This window comes from Acinetobacter sp. ACIN00229, from assembly GCF_016106645.1.
GTDB lineage: Bacteria > Pseudomonadota > Gammaproteobacteria > Pseudomonadales > Moraxellaceae > Acinetobacter > Acinetobacter oleivorans.
The window spans coordinates 1-15,819 of the sequence record NZ_JADWOM010000029.1 but is presented as its reverse complement, the minus strand read 5'-3'; the positions used below and the strand labels follow the sequence as shown (position 1 = coordinate 15,819).

Sequence of the window (15,819 nt, the reverse complement as noted above, 5' to 3'; positions counted from 1 at the left end):
TATAAAGATGAGTAGAGGTACTCGTACATTCGAAATCTACCGCTATGATCCTGATAAGGATAAAGCGCCGTACATGCAAACTTTCAAGCTTGAATTGACTGACAAGCACCGCATGTTGCTTGATGCATTGCTTGCATTGAAAGTTCAAGACGAAACGTTAACATTCCGTCGCTCTTGCCGTGAAGGTATTTGTGGTTCGGATGGTGTGAATATCAATGGTAAAAATGGTTTAGCTTGTTTAGAAAACCTAAATGATTTACCAGAGAAAATCGTAATTCGTCCGTTACCAGGTTTGCCGGTAGTTAAAGATTTGGTTGTTGATATGAACCAATTCTATGATCAATATGACAAGATTCAGCCATTCTTGATCAATAACCAACCAGCTCCACCTAAAGAGCGTTTACAATCTCCTGAAGAGCGTGAACACTTAAATGGTTTGTATGAATGTATTCTTTGTGCATGTTGTTCAACTTCATGTCCATCATTCTGGTGGAACCCTGACAAGTTCTTGGGTCCTTCAGCTTTGTTGAATGCATACCGTTTTATTATCGATTCTCGTGATACTGCAACTGCAGACCGTTTGGCTCGTCTTGACGATCCATTCAGTTTGTTCCGTTGTAAAGGTATCATGAACTGTGTGTCAGTATGTCCTAAAGGTCTAAACCCTACAAAAGCAATCGGTCACATCCGTAATATGCTATTAGATCAAGCGGGTTAATTCTGCACAAATAGAGAACGCACATCCTTGATGTGCGTTTTTTTTTAACTTTATAATGTAAACTTTAGACTTTGGTCGAAAAAGATGAGGTTTTTATATATTGCACCATATATTAAAAGATAAAATCGCATATGTATTTCGCCAATTTATAGGTGGTATGTGTCAAAAAAATCAATCGTTCGTTAAGAACATGATACGATTTGCCACAAAGTTATAGGTGAAAAAAGCGTATACTAGTGAAATTAATTTAAGTAGCACAATCTTAGATCTGTGCTTAATTTTTATGGTTAAAGTCATTTTAGAAAAGTTAATTTTAAAGTTAATTTTTCTAAAAAGATTTGCAAAAAATTGCTCGGTTTTAATCGAGTATAAGGTGAGTGATGATGCCATTGAGGGTGTTGTGATTCATTAATTACCTATGGAGTTTCCTCTCTAGGTAGTATGACGCCCCATGGTCTTGAAGACCTGTTGGGTAAGTAATGCCTTTTTTACCAATTTGGCATTATGCATCATGGGTGTGCTTAAAAGGCAGCCTGTAATATTTTTTGCAATAGGAAATGGGTCCACAAATGCAAGAAGTTGCTGACGCATTGCGTCTTGACACTGAACTTTCCGCTGATAGTGCAGCGTATATTGAAGAACTTTACGAGCAGTACCTGTCTTCCCCAACCTCTGTAGCTGAGGACTGGCGCCAATATTTCGATAAATATCCAAAGGGTGACCAACCACACGGCGCTGTGCGTGAGCAATTCCTATTACTAGGACGTAATGCTAATCGTGTTCAACCTGTTGTACAAAGTACGGTAAGTACTGAGCATGAACGTCGTCAAATTGGCGTTTTACAACTTATTGCTGCTTATCGTAATCGCGGACATCAAAAAGCTAAGTTAGATCCATTAGGTCTTGCTAAGCGTGAAGAGATTCCAGATTTAGAGCTTTCAGCTCACGGTTTAACCAAATCAGATCTAGACACAGTATTCAATACCGGTAATCTTGAGATCGGTAAGAGCGAAGCGACGCTTGCTGAAATGATTGAAGCAATGGAAGCAATCTATTGTGGTTCAATCGGTGTTGAATATATGCATATCGTGGACACAAAAGAAAAGCGTTGGATTCAACAGCGTCTTGAAAGTGTTCGTGGTCAGCTTAATTTTACAAATGATCAAAAGAAAGGGTTCCTGGAGCGTTTAACCGCTGCAGAAGGACTTGAAAAATACCTAGGCAATAAATACGTTGGTGCTAAACGCTTTGGTGTAGAAGGTGGTGAATCTTTTATTCCTATGGTGAATGAAATCATTCAACGTGCTGGTGCTGTTGGTTGTAAAGAAGTTGTTATTGGTATGCCACACCGTGGCCGTTTAAACCTTCTTGTTAATATTATGGGTAAAAACCCTGCAGACTTGTTTGGCGAGTTTGAAGGTAAAGCTATTCATAAGAAAGGTTCTGGCGACGTTAAATACCATCAAGGTTTCTCAAGTAATGTAATGACTCCTGGTGGCGAAGTTCACTTGGCATTAGCATTTAACCCATCTCACTTGGAAATCGTTGGTCCTGTAGTTGAAGGTTCTGTGCGTGCACGTCAAGTGCGTCGTAGAGACATCGGCGGTGATGACGTATTACCAGTGATTGTTCATGGTGATGCTGCATTTGCAGGTCAAGGTGTGAACATGGAAACCTTCCAGATGTCACAAACTCGTGGCTATACGGTTGGTGGTACTGTACACATTATCGTGAACAACCAAGTTGGTTTTACAACTTCTGATCCACGTGATGCGCGTTCTACTGAATATTGTACTGACGTTGCAAAAATGATTCAGACGCCAATTTTCCATGTGAATGGCGATGATCCTGAAGCAGTAATCTTTGCTACTCAATTAGCACATGATTTCCGTCACGAATTCCGTAAAGACGTAGTACTTGACTTGTTCTGTTACCGTCGTCGTGGTCATAACGAAGCAGATGAGCCGTCTGGTACACAACCATTGATGTATCAAGTGATTGCTAAAAAAGCAACAACTCGTACACTCTATGCAGATCAACTTGTTCAAAACAAAGTAATTGATCGTGCTGAAGCAGACCAAATGGTTGAAGATTACCGTGCAGATTTAGAAGCCGGAAACCATGTAGCAAATGCTTTGGTGCTTGAACCAAATACAAAAATGTTTGTTGATTGGACACCTTATTTGGGCCATGACTACACAGACGATTGGGATACTTCATTTGACTTAAATCGCTTAAAAGAATTAGGCGAGGGCATGAGCAAACTTCCGGAAGGATTTGTTATGCAGCGTCAAGTGCAAAAAGTAATTGAAGATCGTGTGAAAATGCAAACTGGTGAAACTGCATTGAACTGGGGTGCTGCTGAAACTTTAGCTTACGCAACCTTGATCGATGAAGATTACCTTGTTCGTATTACTGGTGAAGACGTTGGGCGTGGTACATTCTCGCACCGTCATGCAAAATTGCATAATCAGGTAGATGGCTCAACGTATATTCCGCTTTGTCACGTTAAAGAAAACCAGCCTCGTTTTGCAATTTACGATTCTTTATTATCTGAAGAAGCTGTTCTTGCATTTGAATATGGTTATGCAACTACAATTCCTAAGAGCTTAATTATTTGGGAAGCACAATTTGGTGACTTCGTAAACTGTGCTCAGGTTGTAATTGACCAGTTCATTGCTTCTGGCGAGACTAAGTGGGAACGAGTTTGTGGTTTAACAATGTTGTTACCACACGGTTTCGAAGGTCAAGGTCCAGAGCATTCATCAGCTCGTTTAGAACGTTTCTTACAGTTATGTGCTGAAGATAACATGCAAGTGATCACTCCAACGACACCTGCACAGATTTTCCATGCATTACGTCGTCAAGCTGTACGCCCAATTCGTAAGCCATTGATCGTAATGTCACCGAAATCTTTACTTCGTCATAAACTTGCGACTTCTACTTTAGAAGAGCTTGCAAATGGTTCATTCCAAACTGTAATTGACGAAATCGACCAAATTAACAAGTCAGATGTAACTCGTCTTGTACTTTGTGGTGGTAAAGTTTATTACGACTTACTCGAAAAACGTCGTGAACAAAACTTAACTAACGTCGCAATCGTACGCATTGAACAGTTATATCCATACCCAGAACAACGTCTTGCGGAAATCTTAGCTGCATATCCAAACGTGAAAGAACTTGTTTGGGCACAAGAAGAGCCGAAGAACCAAGGCGCTTGGTTATTTATCGCACCGCGTTTATACGACGATATCTTAAAATCTGGCAAACAAATCCGTATCAGTTTTGCAGGTCGTGAAGCTTCTGCTGCACCAGCTTGTGGCTCACCGTACTTGCATGCAAAACAACAAGCTCAGCTAATTAATGATGCATTGGCAATCGAAGCTGAACAATCAGGAGATTCTCAATAATGGCAACCGAAATTAAAGCACCGGTATTCCCAGAGTCTGTTGCAGATGGAACCATCGCAACTTGGCACAAAAAGGTGGGTGAACCTGTATCACGTGATGAAGTGATCTGTGATATTGAAACCGACAAAGTTGTTTTAGAAGTGGTTGCTCCTGCAGATGGTAGCTTAGTTGCAATCATTAAAGGTGAAGGCGATACAGTTCTTTCTGACGAAGTGATTGCTCAGTTTGAAGCTGGTGCTGGTGCGGCAGCTGCTCCTGCAGTAGAGCAAGAAGTTGCTCAAACTCAAGCTGGTGCAGCTCCTGTTGTTGAGCGCACTGAAGCTGTATCTGGTCAAGCTCCTGCAGTTCGTAAAGCTTTGTCTGAAACTGGTATTGCTGCTGCTGACGTACAAGGTACTGGTCGCGGTGGTCGTATCACTAAAGAAGATGTAGCAAACCATCAAGCTAAACCAGCTGCTAACGTTACTCCGTTAAGCGTAGCTGTTGGTGAGCGCATCGAAAAACGCGTTCCAATGACTCGTTTACGTAAGCGTGTAGCTGAGCGTCTTCTTTCTGCAACTCAAGAAACTGCAATGTTAACTACATTTAACGAAGTTAACATGAAGCCAATCATGGAATTGCGTAAGCAATATAAAGATGCGTTTGAAAAACGCCATGGCGCTCGCTTGGGCTTCATGTCATTCTTTGTTAAAGCTGTAACTGAAGCACTTAAACGCTATCCTGCGGTAAATGCGTCAATTGATGGCGACGATATTGTTTATCACGGTTACTATGACATCGGTGTTGCAGTATCTTCTGATCGTGGTCTTGTTGTACCAGTATTACGTGATACTGATCGTATGAGCTATGCAGAAGTTGAAGCTGGTATTGGTGCGTATGCTGCTAAAGCACGTGACGGTAAATTATCTATCGAAGAAATGACTGGCGGTACTTTCACTATTACTAACGGTGGTACTTTCGGTTCATTACTTTCAACTCCAATTTTGAATCAGCCGCAAACTGGTATCTTGGGTATGCACAAAATCCAAGAGCGTCCTATGGCTGTAAATGGTCAAGTTGAAATCTTACCAATGATGTATTTAGCGCTTTCTTATGATCACCGTATGATCGATGGTAAAGAAGCAGTAGGTTTCTTGGTAGCAATCAAAGAATTGTTAGAAGAGCCAGCTAAACTCATCCTTGATCTTTAATTTCTTCGAATAATATTACCGAGATAGAGTGATCCTCTATCTCGGACCATGGAGATAAACAATGTCTCAACAATTTGATCTTGTTGTTATTGGCGGTGGTCCTGGTGGTTATGAAGCTGCAATTCGTGCTGCTCAACTAGGTTTTAAAGTCGCTTGTATCGAAAAACGTATTCACAACGGTAAGCCATCTTTAGGTGGTACATGCTTAAACGTAGGTTGTATTCCTTCGAAAGCTTTACTTGATTCTTCTCATCGTTATGAAGATACAGTGCATCATTTAGCTGATCACGGTATTACTACAGGTGAAGTGAATTTTGATCTTGCTAAGCTTCTTGCTCGTAAAGACAAAGTTGTTGACCAATTAACTGGTGGTGTCGATCAATTGCTTAAAGGCAATGGTATTGAGTGGTTAAAAGGTACTGGTAAATTACTTGCTGGTAAAAAAGTTGAGTTTGTTTCGCACGAAGGTGAAACTCAAGTTTTAGAACCTAAATACGTGATTCTTGCGTCTGGTTCTGTGCCTGTAAATATTCCAGTAGCTCCTGTAGATCAAGATATTATTGTTGATTCAACTGGCGCATTAAACTTCCAAGAAGTACCTAAACGTTTAGGTGTTATTGGTGCTGGTGTAATCGGTTTAGAGCTTGGTTCTGTTTGGCGTCGTCTTGGTGCTGAAGTTGTTGTATTTGAAGCAATGGATGCATTTTTACCAATGGCTGATAAAGCTTTGGCAAAAGACTACCAAAAACTTTTAACTAAGCAAGGTCTTGATATTCGTATTGGCGCTAAAGTTGCTGGTACTGAGATCAATGGTCGCGAAGTGACTGTTAAATACACCCAAGGTGGCGAAGAAAAAACTCAAACTTTTGACAAATTAATCGTTTGTGTAGGCCGTAAAGCTTATGCAGAAGGTTTATTGGCAGATGATTCAGGCATTAAATTGACTGAACGTGGTTTAGTTGAAGTAAACGATTACTGTGCAACTTCTGTAGAAGGTGTATATGCAATTGGTGACTTGGTTCGTGGTCCAATGCTTGCTCATAAAGCAATGGAAGAAGGTGTAATGGCTGTTGAGCGTATTCACGGTCATGCAGCTCAAGTGAACTATGACACAATCATTTCTGTTATCTATACACATCCGGAAGCGGCATGGGTTGGTTTAACTGAAGAACAAGCTAAAGAAAAAGGTCATGAAGTTAAAACTGGTCAATTCGGTTTTGCTGTAAATGGTCGTGCTTTAGCTGCGGGTGAAGGTGCTGGTTTTGTTAAGTTTGTTGCTGATGCAAAAACTGACCGTTTATTAGGTATGCATGTCATTGGACCTGCTGCATCTGATATCGTACACCAAGGTATGATCGCTCTTGAATTTGTATCTTCTGTTGAAGATCTTCAGTTAATGACATTTGGTCATCCAACATTCTCTGAAGTTGTTCATGAAGCTGCACTTGCTGTAGATGGTCGTGCAATTCACGCGATTCAACGTAAGCGTAAATAAAATAAAGAGCGGTTCTCCGCTCTTTTTCACATTTGATGGTGTGATTAAAAAAACATCAAGGTGATAGAGTAGACAGCAATTTGCATATACAACATGAGAATGTTGCGCAAATTGAAGACAACAAACAAAGTTAAGTAGGTAACTAAATGAACTTACATGAGTATCAAGCTAAAGCGTTATTGAAAGAATATGGTATGCCGGTACAAGAAGGTATCTTGGCAACCAATGCAGACGAAGCAGTTGCTGCATTCGAACAGCTTGGTGGTAAATTCGCGGTAATGAAAGCGCAAGTTCATGCTGGTGGTCGTGGTAAGGCTGGTGGCGTTAAAGTTGCAAAATCTAAAGAAGATGTTATCGAGTTTGCAAATAACATTATTGGTACTCGTCTTGTAACGTATCAAACAGATGCAAATGGTCAACCAGTAAACAGCATTATTGTTGCTGAAGACGTATACCCAGTTGAGCGTGAGCTTTACTTGGGCGCGGTTGTAGACCGTTCTAGCCGTCGTATTACTTTCATGGCTTCTACAGAAGGTGGTGTAGAAATCGAGAAAGTTGCAGAAGAAACTCCAGAAAAAATTATCAAAGTTGAAGTTGATCCATTAGTTGGCTTACAACCATTCCAAGCGCGCGAAGTTGCGTTTGCATTAGGTTTGAAAGACAAGCAAATCAGCCAATTTGTTAAAATTATGGCTGCTGCTTACCAAGCATTTGTAGAAAATGACTTTGCATTATTCGAAATTAACCCACTTTCAGTTCGTGAAAATGGCGATATTTTATGTGTAGATGCAAAAGTTGGTATCGACTCTAACGCGCTTTACCGTTTACCTAAAGTTGCTGCTTTACGTGACAAATCTCAAGAGAATGAGCGTGAATTAAAAGCATCTGAATTTGATCTTAACTATGTTGCTTTAGAAGGTAACATCGGTTGTATGGTTAACGGTGCTGGTCTTGCAATGGCAACTATGGACATCATTAAACTTTATGGTGGTCAGCCTGCAAACTTCCTTGACGTTGGTGGCGGTGCAACTAAAGAGCGCGTAATCGAAGCGTTCAAAATCATCCTTGCTGATACATCTGTACAAGGTGTTTTAATTAACATCTTCGGTGGTATCGTACGTTGTGACATGATTGCTGAAGCAATTATTGCAGCGGTTCAAGAAGTAAACGTAACTGTTCCAGTTGTTGTTCGTTTAGAAGGTAACAACGCTGAGTTAGGTGCTAAATTACTTGATGAATCTGGTTTGAAATTAATTTCTGCGAACGGCTTGTCTGATGCCGCAGAAAAAGTTGTAGCTGCAGTTAAAGCGTAAGGGGAGTATCAATCATGAGCGTATTAATTAATAAAGACACTAAAGTATTGGTACAAGGTTTTACTGGTAAAAACGGTACTTTCCACTCTGCACAAGCTTTAGACTACGGTACAAAAGTTGTTGGTGGTGTTACTCCAGGTAAAGGTGGTACTACTCACCTTGACTTGCCAGTATTCAACACAATGAAAGAAGCTGTACGTGAAACAAATGCAGATGCATCTGTAATTTATGTACCAGCTCCATTCGTTTTAGATTCTATCGTTGAAGCGGTTGATTCAGGTGTTGGCCTAATCGTTGTGATCACTGAAGGTGTTCCAACAATCGACATGCTTAAAGCAAAACGCTACTTAGAAACTAACGGTAACGGTACTCGTTTAGTTGGTCCTAACTGCCCAGGCGTGATCACTCCAGGCGAATGTAAGATTGGTATTATGCCTGGTCACATTCACCAACCAGGTCGTATTGGTATCATCTCGCGTTCAGGTACATTGACTTATGAAGCTGTTGCTCAAACAACTAAGCTTGGTTTAGGTCAGTCTACTTGTATCGGTATTGGTGGTGACCCAATCCCAGGTATGAACCAAATCGAAGCTCTTCAATTGTTCCAAGACGATCCAGATACTGATGCAATCATCATGATCGGTGAGATCGGTGGTACAGCGGAAGAAGAAGCTGCTGAATTCATCAAATCTAACGTGACTAAGCCTGTAGTAGGTTACATTGCTGGTGTAACTGCACCTAAAGGTAAGCGTATGGGTCACGCTGGTGCGATCATTTCTGGTGGTCAAGGTACTGCAGAAGAGAAATTCGCTGCATTTGAACGCGCGGGAATGGCTTACACTCGTAGCCCAGCTGAGCTTGGTTCAACAATGTTACAAGTTTTAAAAGAGAAAGGTTTAGCATAATTCGTTAGATTTTGATCTTTAAAAAAAACCCCAATGGAGACATTGGGGTTTTTTATTAAAATGAAATGATATTAATTTTTTTGAATGATATTTAAATTCCATATATTTCCTATTTTCATTCTTTAAGATGAAAAAGAAGAGCCTTATGACTAATACCAATTTTCATGAATAATTTAATATTCAATTGCTTATAAATATTCCCTTTTAAAGAGAAATGTTTAGCCTCATTCATTAGATTTTAATCTTAAAACCCCAATGGAGATATTGGTTTTTTACTGGGAAATATAATTGGAGTATTCATGGACTTAGTCTACTAAATAAAATCTAGTAGACTAGTTGTATCCTTACAAAAAATATCAATGACAAAGGCAATCGTCATGTATGTGAAAATATCTAGTGTGACTCTCTTTTGCACTTTAATTTCGGGGTGTGCCACAAATCCAGAAAAGTTACAGACACCAGTTGAACTTACTTGTATTTTCCTCAAAGAGCCTCTTTCAACTACAGGGCTCTATGGTCCACTCAATGTGGAGTGGACCACCCGTCTAGAAAGAGGGCCATATTGGTCAGAAAAGATAGATGAAAAGGGCACATTCTTTCGAGGGGCACCTGGTAGTATTTCAATTCGAAGCCCAGACTATCCATCAATACCAGGACAACCTGCAGCAACTGACGGTGGCTTTTACTTACCAAAAGACCCTAAGGAGCCAGTCAAAATTTATCGCTACTTCACAACAAAGGCAGTACCTGTTGAAGTTCCATCTGACAATGTGACGTGTAATACTCTAGCTTATACTAAAGAATCTGCATCCCATAAGGTTAGTCTGGTATCCTTTGCCACAGCTGGCGCAGTAGGAGGTGCTACTGGCGCCATAATTGGTAAGAACTTTTCCTCAGGAAATGTGAGCTACGGTCAAGCCGCAGGAGCTGGCGCTGCAGGGGGAGCAATCGGTGGATTGATTGTTGCTGCTATCATCAACGCTGAAGTAGGGAAAATCATTGATGGTCTACCAATAAAAGAATCTAGTTTTATGGAAAAGCTTCGCGAACTTGGGGCAAAACGCGAGTCTCTTAAACAAATTTCTTTACTACCAGCTTCTAGTCCATAAAGCTTATTCCCTCACGTTTATTCATCCATCAAGATGTCGCTAGTAGTCAGCACCTTTCTTATTAAACGTTGGGCATCCGCTTCGCTATACTTTTTCAATGCGTGATTTAATTCAAGGGCAGAGATGCCCCTATTTGATATTTTACTAACCTTATACTGAACTTGGTATCTAATTACTCATTTTCACCATAGGAATGGGTGAAACGGAAGATGAAAATTGTAGATCGAACATTTAGCATTTCGGTCTACATTGAAATAGGAGTACTAAACAGAGTGTATCACCCTTACTTAGCTTTTGATTTCAACCCTTGAGTCAAACCATTGCCATCACTACTTTGTAAGCCCAATCCATTCATTAAGTTATCAATCAAAGGCGCTTGTGAGCGATAGCGTAGCGCGCTATTCACCACTTGATCAGACAAAGAAGTTTGAGAATTTTCAACAGAAGCATTACTATAATTCGGTTGAATTTCACCCTAAATTGCCAACATTATTATAGGCAAAAAAATACGCAATGATTGGGGTGATCATTGCGTAGAACAACGAATCTGTAAAAACAGTTTCGGTTTAAGGAGAAATGTCGTGAGGTTCATATCATGTAACCTACATGATGAATAATAGAGATAGTTAAGAAATTCTTCATCGCTATTAGCGTTAATAAGTGTTACTTCACGTTAATAGGGTAAAAGCATGTGAATAGTCGTCAATACATTAGTAATTCTAAAAAATTATGCTATGAATAAAATAAGCATAAAAAAAAGCCCCGAAGGGCTTTTAGTTTTTAAAGGAATTAGAATTTAAATAATCCTAAACCATCTTTAACTTCATCTAAGGTTTGTTGAGTAATAAGACGACACTTATCTGTACCTTGACGTAAAACATCCATAATGTAGTCAGGATCTTTAGCAAGTTCTTCACGACGTTCACGGATAGGGCTAATCAATTCTTTCAAAACACCTTCAAGGCGTTTTTTAACAGTTCCATCACCAAGACCGCCGCGACGATAGTGTGCTTTTAACTCTTCAACTTCTTCTTTATTTGGATCAAATGCATCTAAGTAAGTAAATACAATATTTCCTTCAACCTGACCTGGATCTTCAATGCGAAGATGATTTGGGTCGGTATACATTGCATTTACAGCTTTTTTAATGTCTTTATCAGAAGCATTTAAAACAATGGTATTACCTAATGATTTAGACATTTTTGCCTTACCATCAAAACCAGGTAAGCGTGCCATATTTGAAAGCAAAGCTTTACATTCAGGTAAAAGGTCTTGACCAATCTGACGGTTTACTCGACGTACGATTTCATTGGTTTGTTCAATCATTGGAATTTGATCTTCACCCACTGGAACCACAGTCGCTTTAAAAGCAGTAATGTCTGCCGCTTGTGCAACAGGGTAGCAGAGGAAACCAGCCGGAATGTCACGCTCAAAACCGCGCATTTGAATCTCAGACTTAATGGTCGGGTTACGCTCTAAGCGTGCAACCGTCACGAAGTTAAGATAGAGCATAGTAAGCTCATTCAGTGCTGGTAAGCATGATTGTACGCAAATCGTGGTTTTTGTTGGATCAATGCCTACAGCTAAATAATCTAGAGCAACTTCCAAAATATTGCGACGGACTTTATCTGGGTTGTCTGCATTGTCTGTTAAGGCTTGTGCATCTGCTAACAAGAGATGTTGATGATGGCTATCCTGTAAACCTACACGAGAACGCAAAGAACCGACAAAATGCCCAAGATGAAGTTGTCCGGTTGGGCGGTCGCCTGTCAAAATAATTGGACGCTGATCAACATTACTCATTATTTATTCCACTGTCTTATTGGCTTAATCAGGGGTAGTAAGCCCTGCAATATAAAAGATTGGCATTATTGTACGGGAAATAAAAAAAATTCGTCAGCGATTGGTTAAACTTTTCTTAAAATAATATTGTGAATTTATTCAGTAAAATTACAGAAATTGAAAAAAATCATCTTACAATAGCCTAATAAATACAAACTTGGATAAGAAATGGCAAGTGGCTTACTTTTATTACTAGATGATATTGCAACAATTTTAGATGATGTTGCTTTAATGAGCAAAATGGCAGCAAAGAAAACTGCTGGTGTTTTAGGCGATGATTTAGCTTTAAATGCGCAACAAGTTACAGGTGTGCGTGCAGATCGTGAAATACCTATTGTTTGGAAAGTGGCTAAAGGCTCATTTGTTAATAAACTTATTTTAGTTCCTTTAGCATTGTTGATTAGTGTGGTTGCGCCTTGGCTGATTAATCCGCTATTAATGTTGGGAGGTTTATTTTTGTGTTATGAGGGGGTGGAGAAAGTTCTTCATACCATTATGCATAAAAAGCCATCTACATCAGAAGAAGCAAAAGCAGAATTTGATAGTGAAGAATTAGATTTAGCAAATTTTGAAAAAGAAAAAGTAAAAGGAGCTGTTCGAACAGATTTTATTTTATCAGCTGAAATTGTTGTTATTTCTTTAGGCACCGTGGCTACAGCTAGTTTAATGACTAAGGTAAGCGTACTTAGTATTATTGCTATTGTTATGACAATTGGTGTTTATGGCTTAGTTGGCATGATTGTTAAGATTGATGATTTGGGATTATATTTAACTAAGCAAACTACCTCATTCAAGCAAACTATAGGTCGAGGTTTATTAGCTTTTGCACCTATTTTAATGAAACTACTTTCAATCGTAGGCACCATTGCAATGTTCTTAGTTGGTGGCGGAATTATTAATCATACAATTCCACTACTTCATCACTTAACTGAAAACACAGTGGACCATGTAGAAACGATACCAGCAGTAGGCAATATTATTGGTGCTTTAACACCGACACTGATTAATTTTGGAATAGGACTGGTTGCAGGTGCAATTGTTCTATTAATTGTGAGTTTAATACAAAAAATGTGGCCAAAAAAAGCATCGGGTTCATGATGCCATTCTAAAATAAGAGGGAAATTATGCGCTGGAAAGGTCGTCGAATTAGTACCAATGTGGAAGACCGTCGAGGTGGTGGCGGTGTTAGAGCAGGTGGTATCAGCATTATTGGTTTGGTTGTTGCATTTGTTGCGTGGAAGTTTTTTGGGGTTGATCCACAACAAGCTTATCAGGCAACTCAGCAAGTCACTGCATCACAGCAGTCAAATGCAACTGCACCAGAAAGTTTAACACCCGAGCAAAAAGAAGCCTCTGATTTTGTTGGAACTGTTTTGGCTGATACAGAGGATACGTGGACTCCTATATTTAAACAGTTAGGTAAAACATATACGCCACCAAGATTGGTGTTATTTAGTGGGATGATTCAATCTGGATGCGGTACTGCTCAATCTGCAATGGGACCATTTTATTGTCCAGCAGACCAGAAGGTTTATATTGATACAGAATTCTTTAAAGATATGCGTCAGCAAATGGGAATTTCTGGTGAGCAAAACCAAACTGAACTTTCAAGACAGGATCAGGCAGGCGATTTTGCTCAAGCTTATGTGGTTGCACATGAGGTAGGGCACCATGTTCAAACCTTGCTTGGGATTTCTTCACAAGTACAACAAGCCCGTGCACAAGCGAGCCAAAGAGAAGGTAATCAATTATCTGTTCGCCAAGAATTGCAAGCTGATTGTTTAGCGGGTATTTGGGCGAGTCATAATCAGCAACGTACTCAATTTTTAGAGCAAGGTGATATTGAAGAAGCGATGGATGCTGCCCAAAAAATTGGAGATGATTATTTACAGAAGCGCTCTACTGGTCAGGTTGTTCCAGATAGCTTTACGCATGGTAGTAGTGAACAACGAATGCACTGGTTTCAGGTTGGTTTAAAAACTGGCGATATTAACCAATGCGATACTTTTAATAATCCAGTTTAATCTTTTCTAGGATGAGTCTTGTTAAACATGTTAAACAAGCTCATCCGTTTTTCTTTAGATCATAACTATAAATAATGTTAAGAAATTTAACAGAGTGATAGATTGTTCAATCAATTCGTTAAACTTGTGTCCTAATTTCTGTTTTTATGATTGTGGCATTCTTCATGCCAGTTTTTTATTAAGTTTGGTCGATCTAACAAAGTTTCTCTTATTTGGTCGTTGACCCAGAAGAAGGGTATTCATGGGTAATTTTTTTCTACTACAAGCATTCACAGTGGTTTTTGCGCTATCAATCGCAACCACGATCTTCAATAAGCGCATTTTAGGCTTTCCTCAGGCTATTGGTGTGCCGCTGGTCTCAGCAATTTTTGTCTTTATTTTGCAATGGGGCGCAAGCCTGCTAAACGGTAACCAGTTTATTACCATTAATATTCATAATATTGAAGAAGCCGTGCGCCATATCGATTTTTATGATTTTTTAATTAATGGTGTCATCTGTTTTATTTTAACTTCTTCAGCACTTAAATTTAAAATTTCTGATTTAAAAAGTTACTGGAAGCAAATTAGTATTTTGGCCACCATTGCATTAGTCATTTGCGCCGTTTTATTTGGTGGATTGCTCTACGGATTCCAACTATTGGTTGGATATCATGTGCCAATTCTGGTGCTTTTACTTTTAGGTGCAGCTTTAGGGGCAACAGACCCTATTGGTATTAAAGGTGTACTTAGTTCGATTCGTGCACCGCATCATTTAATTGTTAAGCTGGAAGGTGAGTCACTCTTTAATGATGCAATGTGTATTGCATTGTTTATGACCTTACTCAATGTTTTACAGGGTGAACATTTCTCGTTAATGGCGACACTAGAAGCTCTACTCTATGAAATTGTTGTTGCGGTCGGGATTGGTTGGGCATTTGGGGTAGGGGTGTTGCGTCTATTACGTGGTAAACACGAAATGGAGTCCCTGATTTTGACAACAGCTTTGCTTGCGAGTGGAGCATATTTAGTGGCTTTGTTTGCCCATGCATCAGCACCGATTGCCTGTGTAATAGGTGGTTTAATTGTTGGAAACAAATGGAAAGAAATACGAGAAGAGCGAGAGATTCAAGAAGTTAATCATTTTTGGCATACCGTAGAAGGAATCATCAACTCATTCCTATTTACTTTAATTGGTCTGGAGTTATTTATTCTTGATTTAAACTTTAGCCTAATTTTAGGCGGTATTGTTGCGTTCTTTATCCTACATATCTCTCGTTTTGCAGCCAACTTCATGGCTTTCGCCTTTTTCCCGAATATGCGGAAAATGAAAAGTTATAATGGTAGCTTGACCATTTTATCTTGGGGTGGTGTACGAGGGGGGATTTCACTTGCATTGATTTTGGCGGTTGCCAATATTCCTGCATTAAGTCCTTATAGCAGTATCCTGATTGGCTATACTTTTATTAGTGTGTTGTTATCAGGCATCGTATGTGGTCTGGGTTTACCAGCTGTGATGAATGCTTTCTATTACAATCCGAATGAAGAAACCGAAGGCTTAAAAGGTCTCTATCAACGATTGTGTCATAAGATGAATCGAAGAGGCTTTCAATATATTGTTGGCGAGGATGCTCTAGGTAGAGAAACAATTACCGTTTTTAACCCGGATATTCTGGTTGATCAAAAAACTGAAGATGGAATTGCAACAATGCATGACCCGAATAAGTTACAAGAAGTAAAACGATTTGAGAGCCCGGATAATTTCTAAATATTTGCGGTTTTAAATTTTATATAAGATTTACAAATTAGGTTTTAGTGTAATAGTGAAATATTACCT

The 15,819-nt window shown here is 39.5% G+C and carries 12 protein-coding genes and 1 pseudogene; 11 read left to right on the top strand and 2 right to left on the bottom strand.

What is annotated here, in order from left to right:
• Positions 1-7 precede the first annotated feature (7 nt).
• The 8 genes from I7H67_RS18550 to I7H67_RS18510 all read left to right on the top strand — a co-directional run bounded on the left by I7H67_RS18550 (position 8) and on the right by I7H67_RS18510 (position 10,140).
• Entirely contained in the window at positions 8-718 is a 711-nt protein-coding gene (locus I7H67_RS18550) for a succinate dehydrogenase iron-sulfur subunit (RefSeq protein WP_005310066.1), read from the top strand.
• A 283-nt stretch (positions 719-1,001) separates the two neighbouring features.
• Positions 1,002-1,130, top strand: coding sequence for a hypothetical protein (locus tag I7H67_RS18545; protein WP_002116082.1), 129 nt, complete (start codon positions 1,002-1,004; stop codon positions 1,128-1,130).
• Positions 1,131-1,287: 157 nt separating this feature from the next.
• Positions 1,288-4,128 (top strand): 2-oxoglutarate dehydrogenase E1 component, encoded by a 2,841-nt coding sequence (locus I7H67_RS18535; RefSeq protein ID WP_004789422.1) that lies wholly within the window; start codon positions 1,288-1,290, stop codon positions 4,126-4,128.
• Positions 4,128-5,318 carry a 2-oxoglutarate dehydrogenase complex dihydrolipoyllysine-residue succinyltransferase gene (odhB, locus tag I7H67_RS18530; protein WP_004789424.1) on the top strand — a complete coding sequence of 397 codons (1,191 nt, stop codon included), beginning with the start codon at positions 4,128-4,130 and terminating at the stop codon, positions 5,316-5,318. Before I7H67_RS18535 ends, odhB begins: the two co-directional genes overlap by 1 nt.
• A 61-nt stretch (positions 5,319-5,379) precedes the next feature.
• Positions 5,380-6,813: a dihydrolipoyl dehydrogenase gene (gene lpdA, locus I7H67_RS18525; protein WP_005036509.1), complete on the top strand. Its 1,434-nt coding sequence runs from the start codon at positions 5,380-5,382 to the stop codon at positions 6,811-6,813.
• 146 nt (positions 6,814-6,959) lie between these two features.
• The gene (gene sucC, locus I7H67_RS18520; protein WP_003655470.1) at positions 6,960-8,126 is read left to right on the top strand and encodes an ADP-forming succinate--CoA ligase subunit beta; all 1,167 of its coding nucleotides are present in this window, start codon (positions 6,960-6,962) and stop codon (positions 8,124-8,126) included.
• Between the two features lie 14 nt (positions 8,127-8,140).
• Positions 8,141-9,031 (top strand): succinate--CoA ligase subunit alpha, encoded by an 891-nt coding sequence (gene sucD / locus I7H67_RS18515; protein WP_003655479.1) that lies wholly within the window; start codon positions 8,141-8,143, stop codon positions 9,029-9,031.
• A 377-nt stretch (positions 9,032-9,408) separates the two neighbouring features.
• Positions 9,409-10,140 carry a hypothetical protein gene (locus I7H67_RS18510; protein WP_198308551.1) on the top strand — a complete coding sequence of 244 codons (732 nt, stop codon included), beginning with the start codon at positions 9,409-9,411 and terminating at the stop codon, positions 10,138-10,140.
• Positions 10,141-10,423: 283 nt separating this feature from the next.
• On the opposite strand, the pseudogene I7H67_RS18505 reads toward I7H67_RS18510, so the two are convergent.
• Together I7H67_RS18505 and trpS are read right to left on the bottom strand one after the other, a co-directional pair.
• Positions 10,424-10,591, bottom strand: a pseudogene (locus I7H67_RS18505) (flotillin domain-containing protein); the annotation flags it as partial.
• A 338-nt stretch (positions 10,592-10,929) separates the two neighbouring features.
• Positions 10,930-11,943, bottom strand: a complete 1,014-nt coding sequence (gene trpS, locus I7H67_RS18500; protein ID WP_004789430.1) for a tryptophan--tRNA ligase — start codon at positions 11,941-11,943, stop codon at positions 10,930-10,932.
• Between the two features lie 207 nt (positions 11,944-12,150).
• Between trpS and I7H67_RS18495 the strand changes: the two genes are divergently transcribed.
• The 3 genes from I7H67_RS18495 to I7H67_RS18485 all read left to right on the top strand — a co-directional run bounded on the left by I7H67_RS18495 (position 12,151) and on the right by I7H67_RS18485 (position 15,750).
• Positions 12,151-13,080 carry a DUF808 domain-containing protein gene (locus tag I7H67_RS18495; RefSeq protein ID WP_013196985.1) on the top strand — a complete coding sequence of 310 codons (930 nt, stop codon included), beginning with the start codon at positions 12,151-12,153 and terminating at the stop codon, positions 13,078-13,080.
• A gap of 26 nt (positions 13,081-13,106) precedes the next feature.
• Positions 13,107-14,006, top strand: coding sequence for a neutral zinc metallopeptidase (locus I7H67_RS18490; RefSeq protein ID WP_005310083.1), 900 nt, complete (start codon positions 13,107-13,109; stop codon positions 14,004-14,006).
• A 241-nt stretch (positions 14,007-14,247) separates the two neighbouring features.
• The gene (locus I7H67_RS18485; protein WP_004789435.1) at positions 14,248-15,750 is read left to right on the top strand and encodes a cation:proton antiporter; all 1,503 of its coding nucleotides are present in this window, start codon (positions 14,248-14,250) and stop codon (positions 15,748-15,750) included.
• Positions 15,751-15,819 lie beyond the last annotated feature (69 nt).